Annotated in this window: 13 protein-coding genes; 3 read left to right on the top strand and 10 right to left on the bottom strand. The window is 69.9% G+C overall.

Annotation, left to right across the window (positions count from 1 at the left end; all coding sequences use genetic code 11):
* Positions 1-93: 93 nt before the first annotated feature.
* The gene (locus O9344_RS12075; protein ID WP_298477251.1) at positions 94-1,008 is read right to left on the bottom strand and encodes a DMT family transporter; all 915 of its coding nucleotides are present in this window, start codon (positions 1,006-1,008) and stop codon (positions 94-96) included.
* A 93-nt stretch (positions 1,009-1,101) separates the two neighbouring features.
* Complete coding sequence (gene infA / locus O9344_RS12070; RefSeq protein ID WP_106750684.1) at positions 1,102-1,386, bottom strand: translation initiation factor IF-1; 285 nt, start codon at positions 1,384-1,386, stop codon at positions 1,102-1,104.
* A 444-nt stretch (positions 1,387-1,830) separates the two neighbouring features.
* On the opposite strand from infA, the gene O9344_RS12065 reads away from it, so the two are divergent.
* Positions 1,831-4,017, top strand: a complete 2,187-nt coding sequence (locus tag O9344_RS12065; RefSeq protein ID WP_298477247.1) for an ATP-dependent RecD-like DNA helicase — start codon at positions 1,831-1,833, stop codon at positions 4,015-4,017.
* Between the two features lie 34 nt (positions 4,018-4,051).
* On the opposite strand, the gene O9344_RS12060 is transcribed toward O9344_RS12065, so the two are convergent.
* A complete protein-coding gene (locus O9344_RS12060; protein ID WP_298477245.1) occupies positions 4,052-4,786 on the bottom strand; it encodes a sulfite exporter TauE/SafE family protein in 735 nt (244 codons plus the stop codon).
* Positions 4,787-4,944: 158 nt separating this feature from the next.
* On the opposite strand from O9344_RS12060, the gene O9344_RS12055 reads away from it, so the two are divergent.
* Entirely contained in the window at positions 4,945-5,667 is a 723-nt protein-coding gene (locus tag O9344_RS12055) for a winged helix-turn-helix domain-containing protein (RefSeq protein ID WP_298477479.1), read from the top strand.
* Between the two features lie 81 nt (positions 5,668-5,748).
* On the top strand, positions 5,749-6,348 hold the full coding sequence (locus tag O9344_RS12050) for a hypothetical protein (protein WP_298477243.1): 600 nt from the start codon (positions 5,749-5,751) through the stop codon (positions 6,346-6,348).
* Between the two features lie 6 nt (positions 6,349-6,354).
* On the opposite strand, the gene O9344_RS12045 is transcribed toward O9344_RS12050, so the two are convergent.
* The 7 genes from O9344_RS12045 to O9344_RS12015 all read right to left on the bottom strand — a co-directional run bounded on the left by O9344_RS12045 (position 6,355) and on the right by O9344_RS12015 (position 15,515).
* Entirely contained in the window at positions 6,355-8,784 is a 2,430-nt protein-coding gene (locus O9344_RS12045; RefSeq protein WP_298477241.1) for a DUF3772 domain-containing protein, read from the bottom strand.
* A 105-nt stretch (positions 8,785-8,889) separates the two neighbouring features.
* A complete protein-coding gene (locus O9344_RS12040) occupies positions 8,890-10,851 on the bottom strand; it encodes an AsmA family protein (protein WP_298477239.1) in 1,962 nt (653 codons plus the stop codon).
* A gap of 201 nt (positions 10,852-11,052) precedes the next feature.
* On the bottom strand, positions 11,053-11,712 hold the full coding sequence (locus O9344_RS12035; RefSeq protein ID WP_298477237.1) for a 3-oxoacid CoA-transferase subunit B: 660 nt from the start codon (positions 11,710-11,712) through the stop codon (positions 11,053-11,055).
* A gap of 14 nt (positions 11,713-11,726) precedes the next feature.
* Complete coding sequence (locus O9344_RS12030) at positions 11,727-12,434, bottom strand: CoA transferase subunit A (protein WP_298477235.1); 708 nt, start codon at positions 12,432-12,434, stop codon at positions 11,727-11,729.
* A 154-nt stretch (positions 12,435-12,588) separates the two neighbouring features.
* Positions 12,589-13,875: a TRAP transporter large permease gene (locus tag O9344_RS12025; protein ID WP_298477233.1), complete on the bottom strand. Its 1,287-nt coding sequence runs from the start codon at positions 13,873-13,875 to the stop codon at positions 12,589-12,591.
* The gene (locus O9344_RS12020) at positions 13,872-14,381 is read right to left on the bottom strand and encodes a TRAP transporter small permease (protein WP_298477231.1); all 510 of its coding nucleotides are present in this window, start codon (positions 14,379-14,381) and stop codon (positions 13,872-13,874) included. The genes O9344_RS12025 and O9344_RS12020 overlap by 4 nt, the downstream gene beginning before the upstream one ends.
* A 78-nt stretch (positions 14,382-14,459) precedes the next feature.
* Positions 14,460-15,515 (bottom strand): DctP family TRAP transporter solute-binding subunit, encoded by a 1,056-nt coding sequence (locus O9344_RS12015; protein ID WP_298477227.1) that lies wholly within the window; start codon positions 15,513-15,515, stop codon positions 14,460-14,462.
* Positions 15,516-15,761: the final 246 nt, after the last annotated feature.

Raw genomic sequence — 15,761 nt, 5'->3', positions numbered from 1 at the left:
CGCCGGATGCAGGTCTCACCATTCCTCATCCTGAGGTGCGAGAGAGCGTAGCGAGCGAGCCTCGAAGGACGCAGTTGCGCTTTGCAGGGCGCCCTACCGCCGCAGCATCTCCTTCGCGGCGACCACCGAGCCCAGAACGATCAGCGCGACCGCCAGCCCCAGTGACAGGCTCCCCGCGGCATGGCCGAAGGCCACCAGCGCCAGCGTCGAGATGACCGGCGCGGCATAGCTCGCCGCCCCCAGCACCTGGATGTCGCCGCGCTTCATGCCGCGGTCCCAGAGGTAGAAGGCCGCGCCCACCGGCCCGAGGCCTAGGGCGACGATGGCCAGCCATTCCCCCGCCGATGCCGGCCAGACCGTGACCTCGACTGCCAGATGGCAGACGAGCGCCAGCGCCGATGTGGCGAGGCAGAAGCCGGCCACCGCCTCCGTCGGCACGTCGGGCAGCAGCCGCGCCGTCACCGAATAGGCCGCCCAGGTGAACGCGCAGCCGAGCGCCGCCGCATAGCCGATGGCCGCAGTGCCGGACAAAGTCCCGCCCAGCCCGCCACGCCCCGCGATGAGCAATACGGTCCCAGCGAGGCCCAGCAGCGCGCCGAGCACGTGGTGCGCCCGCAGCCGGTGGCCCGGCAGCAACGCCGAGAAGACGACGATGAGCAGCGGCCAGAGATAGTTGAGGAGGTTCGCCTCCGCGGCCGGGGCAAAGCGAAGCGCGGTGAAATAGAGCGCGTGATAGCCGAAGAGCCCGGCGACGCCATGCAGCCAGACTGTCGGCGGCTGGGCGAGCAGACGCATGCCGCCGGGGCGGAAGGCCACCACGGCGAGGCCGATGGTCCCGCCGATGGCGAAGGTCATGGCGGTGAGCTGGAAGGGCGGCACCGTGCCGGAGGCGGCGGTGAAGAGGGCGAGCAGCCCCCACAGGCCAATGGCGCCAAACCCCGCCGCCGTGGCGGCGCGGGATGAAGCGGAGGCGGGCGCGCTGGAGGAGGGCGAACGTGACGATGACATGGACGACCCGTGTCGGAGCGGCGACGACAAGGCGTCGCGACCCGCCCGGAGGGCAGGCCGGTCAGGCGCGCGGGACGACCCCGCGCGACGCGATCAGCGACGGCGCTGAGGGCCGCCGGGACGGGCGCCACCGGGGCGCGGACCGGGAGGCGGAGCATCACCCTTGTGGCGGAAGACGAGACGGCCCTTGTCGAGATCGTAGGGCGTCATCTCCACCGTCACGCGGTCGCCGACCAGCGTCTTGATGCGGTTCTTCTTCATCTTGCCGGCCGTGTAGACGACGACCATGTGGCCGTTGTCCAGCTCCACCCGGAACCGGGCATCGGGCATGACTTCGGTGACTTTGCCTTCGAAATTGAGGACGTCTTCCTTCGCCATCAGCTTGGCTTCTCCGTCGATCTGCCGGCCCTCCCGGCGCACAAAACCCCGGCGAAGCGGCAAGGCCGCTCAATGCCAGGGTTCGCGTCATACAGAATTTGTCGACGCGGGACCACCCTCTTGCCGCCGTTACATCCGCGGTCGGCTGGATGAGGTGATCTCGCGTCCGGGCTGAAATGCTGCGCGGACCTTGCGGGCATCGTCGATGCCGGCCATGGGTCCGCGAGAACCGCCACACCCTGTCAACGCCGCGCTTCAAGGATGGTTCCGCGAACGGTACCCCCTGGATGCGGGCGGACGAGCGGGCCTCGTCAACCGGTAGGCTTGAGATGGGGGCTCGCCGCCGGATTGCAAGGGGGGAGGCTTCGGCGTGGACGCGGGCCACCCGGCGGTCTAGCCTCCGCCCGCTCCCGTTCAACCTTTCCATAGAGCGATTCGCACCTGATGCGCGCGAGCGCCGACCCGTCGCCGGACAGTCCGGCCGAGACCCTGACCGGCACGATCGAGCGGGTGACCTTCCACTCCCCCGCCACCGGCTTTGCCGTGCTCAAGGTGCGCGTGCGCGGCAAGCCGCAGCCCATCGCCGTGGTCGGCACGACGGCTGCCGTCGCCGCCGGCGAGATGATGACCGCCGAGGGCAGCTGGGTGAACGACCGCACCCACGGCCTGCAGTTCAAGGCCGCCCGCCTCGTCACAGCGCCGCCGGCCTCCAAGGACGGCATCGAAAAATATCTCGCCTCGGGGGCCATCAAGGGCATCGGCATCGCCACGGCCCACAAGATCGTCCAGGCCTTCGGCAAGCGCACCTTCGAGGTGCTGGATTCCGAGCCGCACCGCCTCAAGGAGATTGTCGGCCTCACCGATGCCCGCATCCGCCGCATCACCGAGAGCTGGGCGGAGGACCGCATCGTCCGCGACCTCGGCGTCTTCCTGCAGGAGCACGGCCTGGGCCTCGGCCAGGCGGCGCGGGTCTACCGGGCGCTCGGCACCGATGCCATCGGCCTCATCCGCCAGGACCCCTATCGCCTCGCCCGCGACGTGCGCGGCATTGGCTTCCTTACCGCCGACCAGGTGGCGGTGTCGCTCGGCCTTGCGCGCGATGCGCCGGAGCGCCTGCGCGCCGGAATCACCTATGCGTTGCAGGAGGCCCGCGACGACGGCCATACCGGCCTGCCGCGCGAGGAGGCGGTGGCGCTTGCCGCCCGCCTGCTGGAGGCCGACGAGACGCTGGTGGCCGAGGCCGCCAATGCCGAGGTCGCCGCCCGCAACCTCGTCGCGGATACGCTGCGCGGCGAGCCGCACCTCTTCCTGAAGGAGCTCCACCGCGCCGAGAAGATCATCGGCGAGCGGCTGCGCGACCTGTCGAAAGGCTCGCCGCCCTGGGGCAGGATCGACCTCGAAACGGAAGTGCCGCGCGTCGAGGCGCGGACAGGGAAGGCCCTCGCCCCCTCGCAGCGCGAGGCGCTCGCCACCATCCTCTCCGCCAAGGTTTCGGTCATCACCGGCGGGCCCGGCGTCGGCAAGACGACGCTGCTCGACACGATCCTCAAGCTGCTGACGCGGCAGGAGGTGAAGGTCACCCTCGTCGCCCCCACGGGACGGGCCGCCAAGCGCATGACCGAGCAGACGGGGCTGGAGGCCAAGACCATCCACCGCCTGCTCGAGATCGATCCGGAATTCGGCGCCTTCTCGCGCGGCCGCGAGAACCTCCTGGAATGCGACCTGCTGGTGGTCGACGAGACCTCCATGGTCGACATTCCGCTGATGCTCGCCCTCGTCGAGGCGCTGCCCGCCGATTCAGGCCTGTTGCTCGTCGGCGACGTCGACCAGCTTCCCCCCGTCGGCCCGGGCCAGGCGCTCGCCGACATCATCGCCTCGGGGCTGGTGCCGGTGGCGCGGCTGACGGAGGTGTTCCGCCAGGCCGAGGCGAGCCGCATCATTTCCACCGCCCACTCCATCAACCGCGGCGAGATGCCGGAAGCCGTCCCGGCCGGCGCCGAGAGCGACTTCTACTGGGTGGAAGCCGCGACGCCCGAGAGCGGCCTCGCCAAGATCATCGAGATGGTCAAGGAGCGCATCCCCCGCCGCTTCGGCCTTGATCCGATGCGCGACGTGCAGGTGCTGGCGCCGATGAACAAGGGCGTGCTCGGCGCCCGCAACCTCAATATCGAGCTGCAGAAGGTGCTGAACCCCCCGGCCGGCCGCTCCATCGAGCGTTTCGGCTGGACCTATGCGCCGGGCGACCGGATCATGCAGACCGCCAACGACTATGACCGCGACGTCTTCAACGGCGATCTCGGCCAGGTGCTGCGCATCGACCAGGAGGAGGGCGAGCTCGTCGCGCTCTTCGACGGACGGCAGGTCTCCTACTCGTTCGGCGACCTCGAAAACCTCATGCCGGCCTATGCGACCACCATCCACAAGAGCCAGGGCTCGGAATATCCGGCGGTGGTCATCCCGGTCACGACGCAGCACTACGCCATGCTGGCGAGGAACCTCATCTACACGGCGGTGACGCGCGGCCGGTCGCTGGTGGTGATGGTCGGCGAGACGCGGGCCCTGCGCATCGCCGTGGATGGCGGGCGGATGAAGCCGCGGGTCACCAAGCTCCGGGAATGGCTGGAGGGGTAGGGCGAAGGGAATTGTGCCCTGCAGCGCCACCCCCTCATAGCCAGGGCTTCAGCGCCAGATGCGCGCCGAGCACCAGAAGCCCGATCATGAACCAGGTCCGGAACGCCGCGGCGCTGATCCGCGCACGCACGACCTGGCCGAGCCACATCCCGACCAGCGCCGGCGCCAGCATGGCGAGCGAGGTGAGCGCCGCGCCGCCCGCCAGCACGCCTTGGGAGAACAGCCCGAAGCCGAGCGCCACCGTGGCGACGAGGAAGGTGATGCCGAGCGCCTGGACGAGGTCGTCCTTCTCCAGCCCCAGCGCCTGGAGATAGGGCACCGAGGGCATGACGAAGATGCCCGTCCCCGCCGAGACCACCCCCGTCAGCAGCCCGACGACCGGCGACAGGAAGGGCTCCGCCCCCGCCGGCACCCTTGGCCTGAACGGCGACAGCCCGAGGCCGGCATAGAGCATCAGCGTGACGCCGAGCGCTGCCGAGGCGAGGCCGGCGGAGGCCCCGGCGATGATGCCACCGCCCGCCCAGGTGCCGACGACGATTCCCGCCAGCAGGGTGGCGAGGCGCCGCGTCAGCGGCCAGAGGTTGGGACCTGCCGCCACCTGCCAGACATTAGTCAGCAGCGAGGGCACCAGCATCCAGGCCGCCGCCTGGGCCGGCGGCACGACGAGACTGAGGAGCCCGACCGCGATGGTCGGCAGTCCCAGGCCGATCACGCCCTTCACGAAGCCGGCAATGACGAAGACGATGGCGGCGGCGACGAGGGTGACCATGGCGTTCCCGGAGATGCGTGGCGATGGCCCGACACTGGCCGCCGCCGGCAGGACGACGGTTTGGCGCCGGCCGAAGCATCGCCGCCCCGATCGGTATAGTCTGCCAGGCGTTCGTCCCGCACTCCGTCATGAGGCTGCCCGCCAAGACCATGTCCGCCATGAAGGAAGGTCCCTCCATCGCCGGCCTCGCCGCGCTCATCGGCGATCCCGCCCGGTCCAACATGCTCGCCGCGCTGATGACCGGCCGGGCGCTGACCGCCGGCGAACTCGCCCGCGAGGCCGGCATCGCCGCGCCCACCGCCAGCGGCCATCTCGCCCGGCTGCGCGAGGCGGGGCTGGTTCTGGTGGAGGCGCAGGGCCGCCATCGCTATGTGCGCCTCGCCGGGCCCAAGGTCGCCGCCGTGCTGGAAGGGCTGATGGGCCTTGCCGCCCGCACCGGCCGGCTGCGCACCCGCCCGGGTCCCCGCGATCCGGCGCTCCGCACCGCCCGCGTCTGCTACGACCATCTCGCCGGCGAATGGGGCGTCAGGCTCTACGACGCCCTCCTCGCCGATGGACGGCTCGACGCCGCGGATGGCAGCCCCGTGCTCACCGCCCGTGGCCGCGGCTTCTTCGCGGCCGAGGGGATCGACCTTGCCTCGCTCGCCTTGTCCCGCCGGCCGCTCTGCCGCGCCTGCCTCGACTGGAGCGAGCGCCGGCCGCATCTGGCCGGCGCTCTCGGGCGGGCCATCCTCGACCATGCGCTGGCCCGCCACTGGCTGCGCCGCCTGCCGGAAAGCCGGGCGCTGGCCGTAACCCCGCCGGGCCTCTCGGCCCTTCGCGCCTGGACGGGCGCCGCCGATGCGCCGGCCGTAGAAACATACCGCTACGAAACTGGCTGACACCGCAACAATTCGGTCCGGATTGATGCCACAAACCGCAGGCCAATTCGGGGAACAGGTTGGCGTTGGACGGAGAGGTCCGTGGGCAAGATGGTTCTTTGGGTGGCGGCTGGCGGCCGCCGTCTGGCCGGGCAGGTCGTCGTCTCGATCGTCGCGACCGCGGCGGCTGCCTTCATCGTACCGCCGCTGGTCGATCTCGCGGCGCCCGGCCTCCTGACCAGCTCTCGCGAGAAGCTGGCGCCGCTCCCGGTCGCCACGCCCGTCGATTTCGAGGCCGCCTTCCTCTGGCCCGCCGCGGCCCCGCCGGCCCGCGCCCAGGATCTCGAGCCGCCGCAGGCGACCCTGCCCGCCATCGTGCCCGTGCCCTCGCGTCCGCAGCGCCAGGCCCAATCGCAAGCACAGGCCCAATCGCAAGCACAGGCACAAGTCCAGGCGCAGGCGGCCGCCGCCGCACGGCGCAGCGCCGCACCGCCGCAGCGTCCGGCCACGCCCATGCTGGCCACGTCCGTGCCGGCGACGCCGCCCGGTGCGCCGCTCGAGCTGGCCAGCATGATCGCGCCCAAGCCGCCGGCGCCGGAGAAGCGCACCCTGCTCGGCATCCCGGTGCCGCAGCTGCCCTATGAGCAGGCCGTCGCCGGCACCCTCGCGAAGGCGCGCGACGCGGTCCGCAGCCTCTTCTGAGGGGTCTCAGGCCGGCTTCGCGCCGTCCTTCGGATCGATCGGCACGCCGTTCTCCGGCTCCGGCGTCTGCACCCGCTGCACCGGCGGGGCGATGATGATGCCGTTCTTGCGGAAGCTGTTGAGGATGGCGAGCTGCAGGTCGGAGCGGGTGGTCAGGCCATATTCGACATTGGTGACGACGCCGCGCAGCTCGAATTCGAGGCCGAGATCGCCGAAGCGCATGAGGAAGACGCGCGGCGGCGGGTCCTGCACGATGAAGCGGTTGTCGCAGGCCGCCTGGATCATCAGGTCGCGGACGATATCCGGGTCGGAATCATAGGCGACGCGGACGGGGATGGTGATACGGCTCAGCGTGTTGGCGAGCGTCCAGTTCTTGACGACGCCGGTGATCAGCTCGGCATTGGGCACGATGACCGTGGCGCGGTCGAAGGTCTCGATCTCGGTGGAGCGCACCGAGATCTTGCGGACATGACCCTCCTCGCCCTTCACCACGATGGAATCGCCGACGCGGATCGGCCGCTCGGCGAGCAGGATCAGCCCCGAGACGAAGTTCTGCACGATGGATTGCAGGCCGAAACCGATACCGACCGACAGGGCACCGGCGATGATGGTGATGTTGGAGAGGTCGAGGCCGATCTGGCGCAGCACGAGGCCGCCCACCAGGGCGAAGCCGGCATAGCCGACAATGGTGCCGACCGAGTTCTGCAGGCCCGAATCCATGCCGCTGCGCGGCAGCACCTTGTCGCGGAACCAGCCCATCGTCGCGCGCAGCGCCAGAAGGCCGATGGCCAGCACCAGGGCTGCGCCGGCAATGGTCAGGGCGATGGAACGCACCTCGGCAAAGCGCACGCCGAAGAAGGCGTCTTCCAGCGAGGCCGCGGCGCCGCCGAAGCCCCAGGGGCCGAAGACGGCCAGCGCCGAGGCGAAGAGCACGACGACATGCAGCACGCCGCCGAACAGCGTGCCGATGAGGTCGAGCCGGTCCGGCCGGATGCCGATGGCGGCGGAGACCGAGCGCCCGCGCACCGTGGCGGGCCCGAACCATTCGCCGATCACCGTGTCGAGCAGGACGAGGATCATCACCGTCACCGCGGCGATCACGACGGCGGCGGCGATGCGGCTCGCCAGGAACGCGGCGAGCGCCGTGTAGCCGGCGACCAGCGCAATGGCGATGATGCCGAGGGCGAGCCAGAGCGCCGGCCGCGTCCAGGCCCAGGGCTGGCGCTGCGTCGTGGCGCCGGCCTCGGGGACGCCACCGTCCTCGCTCTCCGCCCCGCGCTCCATCGTGCCGCGCAGGAACAGGAAGATGACCACGGCGATGCCGATGGCGGTGGCGCTGGTGATGAGCACCGTCACCGCCACGGGGGCGATGATGACCCGGGCGACGGCCAGCGCCACGAGGCCCAGCGCGATGATCCAGCCGGCGAGCCGGACCGAGCTGAACACCGTGTCGGCGAAGGCGTCGGGCAGCGTCACCAGCCGGTAGGCCGGGGCGCCTGGCGCCATCACGGCCTGCATCACGCCGCGGGTGACGGCGATGATCACCACGGCGGTGAAGACAGCGCCGATGATCGGCTGGGCCCGCGGCAGGGCGAGCTCGAAATTCTGGATGATGAGCATCGGCACGCCGACGAGGATCGGCAGGACGATCGAGCGCTCCAGCGCGGTGCGGATCGCAGCGCCAACCAGCGCCAGTTTCGAGGCGGGCACGTCGGCTGGCGTTGCATAGAGGCCGTAGCGCCGCGCCTGGCGATAGGCCCAGAACAGGAAGAGCGCGGCGAGAAGTCCGACCGCCAGCGCGACGATGAGGCGGCCCGCGCCGGCGATGTCCTTGAGGTGATGCCACCAGTCCTCGGCGAGATACTGCGTGGCGCGGCCGAGCGTCGGCAGGGCCTCGGTGAGCTGCACCCAGAACCGCGGATCGACGATGGGGATGGAGCGCTCGAAGAGCTGGGCGGTGAAGAGCTGGCGGCGGCGGTCGGTGATGCGCTCGGCGATCTGGTCGATCCGCACCTGCTGGACCCTGAGCGCCCGCACCCGCCCGTCGAGATCGGCCACCGCCCGCGTCTGTTCCTCGCGATGCTGGCGCGCCTCCGGCGCTTCCGGCGGGGCATTGTCGGCGGGCTTCGGCCCGAGCTGGCTCAGCCGGTCGCGCGCCTCGGCGAGACGCGGTTCGACCGAACCGAGGGCGGCGGCAAGGCTCTCGCGCAGCGGATCGAGGCGGTTGCGCAGCTCGGTGAGCTCCACCTCGCCCAGCGGCCGCTCCAGCGTCGCCTCGACCTGATCGAGATAGGCGCGGGCCAAATCGATCGCCGCCTGCGCCGATCCCGGAGCCGCGGTGGTGGTACCACCCGGGGCCTGCGCGACGGCAGATGGGGCTGATGCGGCAAGGCCGAGGGCGAGAAGGGCGGCGAAGATCAGGCGAAGGGCTGGCATCGGGCGCGGATCGAGGCTCTCGGGAGGGGGCGGGTCAGCGAATCGGCGACGCTCACCTTGCCATGGCGCGCCGGGGCGCGACGAGGCCGCAGGTCGTCGTGATGGTCACGGACGCGGTGCAGCCGGCGGGAAGGCGCCATAGGCCGCGGCGGGCGGCGGCAGGCTGTCGGGATCGAAACCGGCCTGCCGGTTGATGGCGTCGAGAACCGCCTTCAGCGCATCGCGGTCGCGGGTGGTGTCACGCAGCGGTGCGGCAGCGCCGGAGCGGCGGATGAGGATCTGCGGGTCGGGCAGCACGAAGGGATCGTCCCAGGATCCCTGCACCACGAAGGGCAGCTCGAAATTGCCCTCGCCCGGTCGCGGGCTCGCCGAGGCGGTGCGCTTCAGCGTCGCCACGCCGCGCAGGTCGAGGTCGCGGACGGGAAGCTGCGAGGTGCCCTCCATGCGCACCGTCACCACCTGCCCGTCCAGCACCATATCGGTCGTCACGGCGACGCCGCTGATGACGCGGATGGTGGCGGAGATGCGGTCATAGGGCGTGCGGCCGGACCGGGCGTCCTGGCCGGCGGCGGCGAGCGGCCGGCGCTCCAGCCGCCGCAGGATGGCCTCGGCATTGAAGCCCTGGAGCGAGCCTTCGATGGCGGTCAGCGTCACCTGGCCGGAGGCGGTGCGGGCCAGCGCCGCCATCGTGTCGCCGCGGGCCTCGATGGAGGCCTGGAGGTTCGCGGTGCCCTCGAGGCGGCGGAAGCCGAACCATTCGCCGAGGCCCTGGCCGAGCTGGGCGCGCTGGACGCTCAAGGTCGCGCGCAGGTCCATCTCCTCGCCCGCCGGCGTCACCGCGAGCGTGCCGCTCAGGGTGCCGCCATAGGCGATGGCCTCGCCGAGCGTGATGGCGATGCGGCCGTTGCGGGCGGTGATCAGGGCGGCGGAGCGGCCGAACTCGGCCTGGCCGATGACCAGCTCGCGCGCCGAGACGCGCAGGTCGAGATCGATGGCGGCGACCGCCGCGAGGTCGATGGGCCGGCGGCTCCAGCCGCGTCCCGGCTCCGGCGCCAGGTGCAGGTCGCGGAAATAGGTTGTGGCGACGACACGGCCGGCATCGAGCGTGCCGCGGACCAGCGGCCGGCTGCCGGTGAAGCCCACGGAAAGCGCGCCTTCCGCGACATTGCCGTCGAGCTCGGCATTCACCTTGCTGAAGGCGAGCGCGTTGGGCAGCACATCCACCTGACCCTTGAGGGCGAAGGCGCCGAGCGAGGGCCCGATGCCCGGATTCTGCCCGAGCCAGCGCAGCAGGTTGCGCAGCGAGGGGCCTTCGGCGGTGAGGGCGCCATTGGCGGTCACCGTGTCGCCATTGGTGAGCGTGCCCTCGAAGCCGCCGCGCAGCGGCACCGAAGTGAAGCGCATCTTGAGGCCGGTCGGCTCGGCGATGAACAGCGCCTGCGGCCGGGCTACCACGGCATTGATCTCCAGCGGTTCGCCGTTGATCGTCAGCTTGCCGGATACATTGGCCTGCCGCTCGCCGCCGGGCCAGGACACAGCGAAGTCGAGGTCGCGGATCTCGGTGCGCGACTGGCTCAGCCCGTCGACGATGGTGGCGCGGCCCTCGGTGATGCGGAAATCGGTGAGCCCGGCCTGCCGCTCGCGGGCAGCGCTGCGCAGCCGGTCGAAGGCGCGGTCCCAGTTGGAGCGGCCGTCGGCGGCGACCTGCACCAGGATCTGCGGGCGGTGGATCGTGTAGTCGGAGATCACGACGCGGCCGGCGAAAAGCGGCAGCAGGCGCAGCGCGCCGGTGATGCTCTCCGCCCGCACCGGCGCATCGCTTCCCTGCGTTTCGTCACCGAAGCGCACATCGTCGAGCCGCACGGAGAGCTGCGGGAAGACCGAGAGGGTGATGCCGCCGCGGATCGCGACGGGGAGGCCGAGGCGCTGGGCGAGTTCGGCCGTCGTCGTCGCCCGCACCGTCTCCGTCGGCAGCAGCAGCGGCACGAGCAGCAGCACGGCGGCAAAGGCGGCGAGAATCGCGCCTGCGGCCGCAGCGATGCGCTGGAGAGGTGTGGTGAGGGTCACGCGAGGTGGTCCCGGTCCCGGCTGTGCCCGACTGCGGTCATGCGGGCCGTGAAGTTCCAATCCTGTGGATCGGGACCATCGATCGGCCCCGTGGCATTTCGATGGCCGAGGGCAGGTCGCGGCAAGGCCGCGACAATTCGCCGGAGACATCTCTGGCCATCGCGGCGGGCGGGGCCTGCCGCGACGGCGAGGGATGGGTCGTCAGGCCGCCGCCGCGAGGCCCGGCGCGACGGTGAAGGAGGCCTCGGTATTGGCCTTGATCTCCTCGAGCGTCACGCCCTCGGCGAGCTCGAGCAGGGTCATGCCGGTGCCGCCCTTCTTGTCGATGGCGAAGACGCCGAGATCGGTGATGACGAGGTCGACCACCGCGGCGCCGGTCAGCGGCAGGTTGCAGCGCTTCAGGAGCTTGGGGCCGTCCTTGGCCGTGTGCTCCATCACCACCACGACCTTTTGCACGCCGGCGACGAGGTCCATCGCGCCGCCCATGCCCTTCACCATCTTGCCCGGGATCATCCAGTTGGCGAGGTCGCCGTTCTCGGCCACCTGCATGGCGCCGAGGATGGAGAGGTTGATGTGGCCGCCGCGGATCATCGCGAAGCTGTCGGAGGAGGAGAAGAAGCTCGTCGTCGGCAGTTCGGTGATGGTCTGCTTGCCGGCATTGATCAGGTCCGGGTCCTCCTCGCCCTCGAAGGGGAAGGGGCCCATGCCCAGCATGCCGTTCTCCGACTGGAGCTGCACGGTCATGCCGGCGGGGATGTGGTTGGAGACCAGCGTCGGGATGCCGATGCCGAGGTTCACATAGAAGCCGTCGCGCAGTTCCTTGGCGGCGCGGGCGGCCATCTGGTCACGGGTCCAGGCCATGCTCTCGTCTCCTCTCAGGCTGCTTTCGGGCGGGTGGTGCGCTGCTCGATGCGCTTCACGGCATTCGGCACATGGACGATGCGCTTCACATAGATGCCGGGCGTGTGGATGACGTCGCCGTCGATCTCGCCGACCTCGACGAGGTGCTCGCACTGGACGATGGTCATGCGCGAGGCGGTGGCCATCATCGGGTTGAAGTTGCGGGCGGTCTTGCGGAAGACGAGATTGCCCTCCTTGTCGGCCTTCCAGGCATGGACGAGCGAGATATCGGCGAAGAGGCCGCGCTCCATCACATATGTCTCACCGTCGAACTCGCGGACCTCCTTGCCCTCGGCGATGACGGTGCCGACGCCGGTCTTGGTGAAGAAGGCGGGGATGCCGGCGCCGCCGGCGCGGATGCGCTCGGCCAGCGTGCCCTGCGGGTTGAACTCGAGCTCCAGCTCGCCGGACAGGAACTGCTGGGCGAAGAGCTTGTTCTCGCCGACATAGGACGAGATCATCTTCTTGATCTGCTTGGTCTCGAGCAGGATGCCGAGACCGGCGCCGTCGACGCCGGCATTGTTCGAGATGACGGTGAGGTTCTTGGCGCCCGAGTCGCGCACCGCCTCGATCAGCACGTCAGGAATGCCGCAGAGGCCGAAGCCACCCGACATGATGGTCATGCCGTCCTTGATCTGGCCCGCCAGGGCGTCCCTGGCCGAGGAAAAGACCTTCGAACTCATTTCTCTTCGCCTCCCGGGGGGCGCGTGTCGCCCCCGCTGATCCCTGCCGCGAACGGCCATTTCAGGTCGGCGCGACAATGGGGGATTTTCCGCGGTGCATCAAGGATGAACCGGTCGTCAGGTTTGCCCCGTTCGTCGCATCAGGATCGAAGCGTCAGTACCCAAGCGTCCTCGGCAGCCACAGGGCGATGTCGGGCACCGCCACGACCATGGCCAGCGCCACGAACATGGCGATGATCATCCAGAACACCCAGGGGATCGTCGATTCCATCGGCACCTGGGCGATGCGGCAGGAGACCATGAGGTTCACCGCCAGGGGCGGGGTGAACTGGCCGATGGCGATCTTCATGGTCAGCAGCACGCCGAACCAGACGAGGTCCCAGCCGAAGGAATTGGCGATCGGGATGAGCACCGGCAACAGGATCAGGAAGATCGACACGCCGTCGAGGAACATGCCGATGATGATGAGCGCCACCATCAGAAGCGCGATGGTGCCGTACTGCCCGAGGCCGAGCCCGACGATCCACTTGGCGATGGGCTCGACGATGCCGAGCGTCGAGGTCGACCAGGCGAAGACCGAGGCCAGCGCCACGACGATGAGGATGACGGCCGAGAGCTCGCCCGCCTCCACCAGCATCTCGTAGACGTCGCGCAGGGTCAGGGTGCGATAGATGAAGAAGCCGATGAACAGGCCATAGGCGACCGCCATGACCGCGGCCTCGGTCGGCGTGAAGGCGCCGGTGCGCATGCCGCCGAGGATGACGACGGGCGCCATCAGGCCCCAGATTGCCTCCTTGAACGTGCCCCAGACGGTGAGCGCCTCCTCGGTGCCGCGAGTCTTGCCGCCGAAATCCTTGATCCAGGAGATGATGAGGATCGGCACGATGATGGCGCAGCCGGCGAGGATGCCGGGGAACATGCCGGCGGCGAAGATGGCCGGCACGGAGACGCCGGGCACCATCACCGCATAGATGATGAAGGCGATGGAGGGCGGGATGAGGATGTCGGTCGCCGCCGCCGCGCCCACCGTCGAGGCGATGAAGGAGCGCGGATAGCCGTCCTTGATCATCGAGCGGGTGACGACCTGGCCGACCGCCGCCGAGGTCGCCGGGCCCGATCCTGAAATGCCGCCGATGACCATGGCGACAAGCACCGAGACGGTGGCGAGCGCGCCGCGCCCGGCGCCCACCAGCGCGGTGGCGAAGCGTACGAGGCGCAGCGCCACGCCGGTGCGGTCGAAGACCGAGCCGACGAGAACGAACATCGGGATGGCGATGAGCGGGTATTTGGCGATGCCCGCATAGACATTGGTCGGCACCGCCAGGATGCTCTGGCCGGCAAGGACGATGGCGAGGCTGCCGGCAAGGCCCAGCGCCACGCCGATCGGCACCGCCGCCAGCAGCATGACGATGAAGGCGCCGAAGAGGATGACGCCGATCATGCCTCTTCTCCCCGGGCGAAGCGGATGAGGCGGCCGACCGCCCGCCCGATCACCGCCAGCGAGAGCAGCGGCAGCATGCCGGTATACATCCACTGGGGATGGCCAAGGCCCGGCGAGAGCACCTCGAAGCGGTATTCGTCCCAGGTGAGGCTGGCGCCATAGACGGCGAGGATGCCGAAACAGATGATCACCAGCACCATGGCGATGATCTCTAGCCGCGCGCGGCCCGCCTTGCTGCGGGAATCGACGAAATAGCCGATGCGGATGTGCCGCCCCGCCGCCATGGCGAGCGAGGTGCCGAGCATGGTCACCACCACCATCAGCACCACCGAATACTCCTCGGTGAAGGCGAAGGAGACATTGGTGAGATAGCGCACCACCACATTGCCGAAGGTGATGAGGGCCATGCCGCCCATGGCGGCCGCCACCAGCACCTCCTCGATCTTGAGGGGCACGCGCGTGGTGGGGTTCGGCACGGGGGCCGTCGGATCGGGCTCGGCGGACACGGGCTCAGGCTTTCGGGCAGGCGGAGGACGCGGCCGGTCGGGGCACCGGCCACGTCGCGCATGGGAGGGTAAGGGCGATCAGCTCGCGGCGCTGGCCGCGGCTTCCGCCTTCTTGACGAGGTCGGCGCCGACCTGCGCCGCCCATTTGTCGAAGACCGGGCGGGTGGCCCGGGCGAAGGCGCGCTTCTCCTCCGTCGTCAGCGAGACGGTGGCGACACCGCGCTTGGCGAGCTCCTCGAGCGACGACTTGTCGTTGGGGTCCAGCACGCCGAGGCCCTTGCGGGTCGCGGCGATCTGTACCTTGGCCGCATCGCGGGCGCTCTCGCGGACGATCTCCTTGTCGGCCGCCGAGAACGTGTCCCAAACCGGCTTCGCCACATGGAAGAGGCCGGCATCGACGCAGTAGTTCCAGATCGTCATGTGCTTCTGGGCCAGCGCGTCCATCTTGAGGCCGAGGAACAGGTTGACCGGGTTCTCCTGCCCGTCGACGGCACCCGTCGACAGCGCCGGCTGCAGGTCGGCAAAGGACATCTGCACCGGGTTGGCGCCGAGGCCATTATAGATGTCGGCGAAGATGGCGCCGGCGGCGAAGCGGATCTTCAGGCCGCGCAGGTCCTCCGGCTTCTGGATCGGCCGCTTGGAGTTGGACAGCTCGCGGAAGCCGTTCTCGCCCCAGGCGAGCGGCACCACGTCTCGCGATTCCATCACCTTGAACAGCGTCTGGCCGACCTCGCCATTGACGATGGCGTCGAAGGCGCGGTGGTTCGGCATGAGGAAGGGCAGGGAGAACAGGTTCATCTCGCGCACCTGCGGCGAGATGTTGATGGTCGAGGAGACCGTGAAGTCGATGACGCCCTGGCGCATGGCCACGAGCTCGCGGGTCTGGTCGCCGCCGACGAGCTGCGAGCCCGGATAGACCTTGACGTTGATGCGGCCATTGGTGCGCTGGGTCACCATTTCCGCCCACTGGAACGCGCCTTCCGAAAGGGCGATGGGGCGGTTGCCGACGACGGAGAGCTTGTATTCGCTCTTCAGCGTCTGGGCCTTCGACACCCAGGGCGCCATGACCGCGGCACCGATGCCTGCGACCGCGACGCGGCGCGACAGAATGAGATGCGACTTGCGCTCCGACATGAGCGCCTCCTTCCTTGGATCAATGCGTTTCGTGGCCCTTGCCCGGGCTCTTCCGGCCCGGTCTTGCAGGGATCATGGGCCGATGCGGCCAGAGCTGGCAAGCTCCGCCTTGGGATGGGTGCCCTTCGCGCTGAGGCTGGGCGGCTCGCGCCTCTTTCCGCGCCTGCTCTGTCGATCAGCCGAGGTTTTCAGCGTTTCCCCCGGGGGTGCGACCACGCGCCATCCTCCAAAGGGCGGAATCCGGTC

The sequence above is a fragment of the Phreatobacter sp. genome, from assembly GCF_027532945.1.
GTDB lineage: Bacteria > Pseudomonadota > Alphaproteobacteria > Rhizobiales > Phreatobacteraceae > Phreatobacter.
This window is presented reverse-complemented; position numbering and strand designations above follow the sequence as displayed.